Source organism: Candidatus Darwinibacter acetoxidans, assembly GCF_041936445.1.
Lineage (GTDB): Bacteria > Bacillota > Limnochordia > Darwinibacteriales > Darwinibacteriaceae > DTU010.
This window is the reverse complement of sequence record NZ_JBHGXH010000324.1, coordinates 1-2,283: the sequence shown is the minus strand read 5'-3', so window position 1 is coordinate 2,283 and position 2,283 is coordinate 1. Positions and strand designations below refer to the sequence as shown.

The window sequence follows — 2,283 nt, the reverse complement described above, 5'->3', positions numbered from 1 at the left end:
GCCAGCGATCCCACGGACGGCAGGGTGCGGATCCGGGAGCTGAAGAAGATGATCCAGGGCCTAAGCGAAGCGGGGATCGGGGTGATCATGGATGTGGTCTACAACCACACTTTCCACTGCCTGGAGTCTTCTTTCCACAAGCTGGTTCCAGGGTATTACTACCGCCATGATGCCCGGGGAGGTTTCTCCAACGGCTCCGGCTGCGGGAATGAACTGGCGGATGAACGCTCCATGGTGCGCAAGTTCATCTTGGATTCAGTGGTGTATTGGGCTAAGGAATACAAGCTGGCGGGTTTCCGTTTTGATCTCATGGGGCTGCATCATCTGGATACTATGCGGGAGGTGCGCAGAGCTTTGGATGAAGTGAACCCGGGAATTTTGATCTACGGCGAGGGCTGGGCTGCCGGGGGCAGCACCTTGCCGGAGTTTAGGCGGGCGGTGAAGGAGAACACCAACCGCATGACCGGGATCGCTTCGTTTTGCAACGATCTCCGGGATGGGATCAAGGGGCATGTGTTCCATACCAAGGAGGGAGGATTCATCCAGGGCCAAGGCTTGGAGGAGTCGGTGAAGTTCGGCTTGGTGGGAGCGGTGCAGCATCCCCAAGTGGAATACGGCCAGGTGCTCTATTCCAAGGGCCCCTGGGCTTGGCACCCCAGCCAGAGCGTGGCCTACGCCGAGGCCCATGACAATTTGACGCTGTGGGATAAGCTGCTCTGCACCACTGCCTCGGAAGACCATGCCCAGCGGCTGAAGATGATCAAGCTGGCCCACACCATTATCCTCACGGCCCAGGGTATTCCTTTCTTACATGCCGGTCAGGATTTTGCCCGCACCAAGGGAGGAGATCCCAACAGCTACCAGTCCCCGGATCACGTGAACCAGCTTGACTGGGAACGAAAGGGGGAGTTCCTGGAGCTCTTTATGTACACCAAGGGTTTGATCGAGCTGCGCAGATCCCGGCCTGCTTTTCGCCTGCGCACAGGTGAGGAGGTGCGCCGCTTCCTCCAGTTTTTGGAGGTGCCGAGGGGGGTAATTGGTTTTGCCCTGGGGCCCCATGCGGGCGGGGACAGCTTTGAGACCATTTTGGTCTTCTTCAACAGCAACCAAGAAGATCAGGAAGTGGCGGTGGATGCGGGCTGCTGGGAAGTGCTGGTAAGCGACCAGGGTGTGGGGCATTTGAGTATTGTGACAGGACCTAAGGTGGTGGTTCCGGCACTCAGCCCCCTGATCTTAGCCCGGGAGGATGAGGCCAGATGAAGTGGACGGGTTCTCCTTACAGCGAATACGATCGCTACCTCTTTCACCAGGGTACCCACTACTACAGCTATACCTTTATGGGCGGGCATTTGGTGGAGGAAAACGGGGTGAAGGGAGCCCGCTTTGCGGTGTGGGCTCCCCACGCCAGGCGAGTCTCGGTGGTGGGCGATTTCAACAACTGGGATGGAAGGCGGCATCCCATGGAGAGAATGCCCCAGTCAGGGATTTGGGCGCTCTTTATTCCCGGCTTGAAGGAAGGGGATCTGTACAAGTACGAGATCTTGACCCGGGGAGGACACCTGCTGCTCAAGGCTGACCCCTTTGGTTTTTGGATGGAGAAGAAGCCCAACACCGCTTCGCGCCTTTGCGATCTGCACTGCTACCAGTGGCAGGATCACGAATGGCAGGAAAAGAAAGCCAAGCGCAACCACTTCCAAGAGCCCATGCTCATTTACGAGGTGCATTTGGGATCGTGGAGGAGAAAGAATGGGGAGTACCTAAGCTACGGGGAGCTGGCCCAGGAGCTGATTCCCTACGCCAAGGAGATGGGCTACACCCATCTCCAGCTGCTGCCCATCATGGAACACCCCTTTGATGGTTCCTGGGGCTACCAGACCATGGGTTACTTCGCTCCCACCAGCCGCTACGGACATCCCAGGGAGTTTATGGCCTTTATCGATCGCTGTCACCAAAACGGCCTGGGAGTGATCCTGGATTGGGTGCCGGGGCATTTTGTACGGGATGATCCAGGGCTAAGGATGTTTGACGGAACACCCTGCTACGAATACGCGGATCCCAGGAGGGCAGAAAACAGGGGCTGGGGGACGAACAATTTCGACCTAGGCAAGACGGAAGTGCAGAGCTTCCTCATCTCCAATGCTATCTTTTGGTTCGATGTCTACCACATTGATGGACTGCGGGTGGATGCAGTTGCGTCCATGCTCTATTTGGACTATGGCAGGGGCCCCGGGGAGTGGAACCCCAATTCCAGGGGAGGGAAGGAGAATCTAGAAGCCATCGCCT

1 protein-coding gene and 1 pseudogene are annotated in these 2,283 nt (G+C 57.4%); both read left to right on the top strand.

The window, feature by feature from the left end; genetic code table 11:
- Nucleotides 1–1,260, top strand: a pseudogene (locus tag ACE4YL_RS14140) (type I pullulanase); the annotation flags it as partial.
- Nucleotides 1,257–2,283, top strand: a 1,027-nt coding sequence (glgB, locus tag ACE4YL_RS14135) for a 1,4-alpha-glucan branching enzyme (protein WP_461369725.1), incomplete at its 3' end; no start/stop codon positions are given. The pseudogene ACE4YL_RS14140 and the gene glgB, both read left to right, overlap by 4 nt.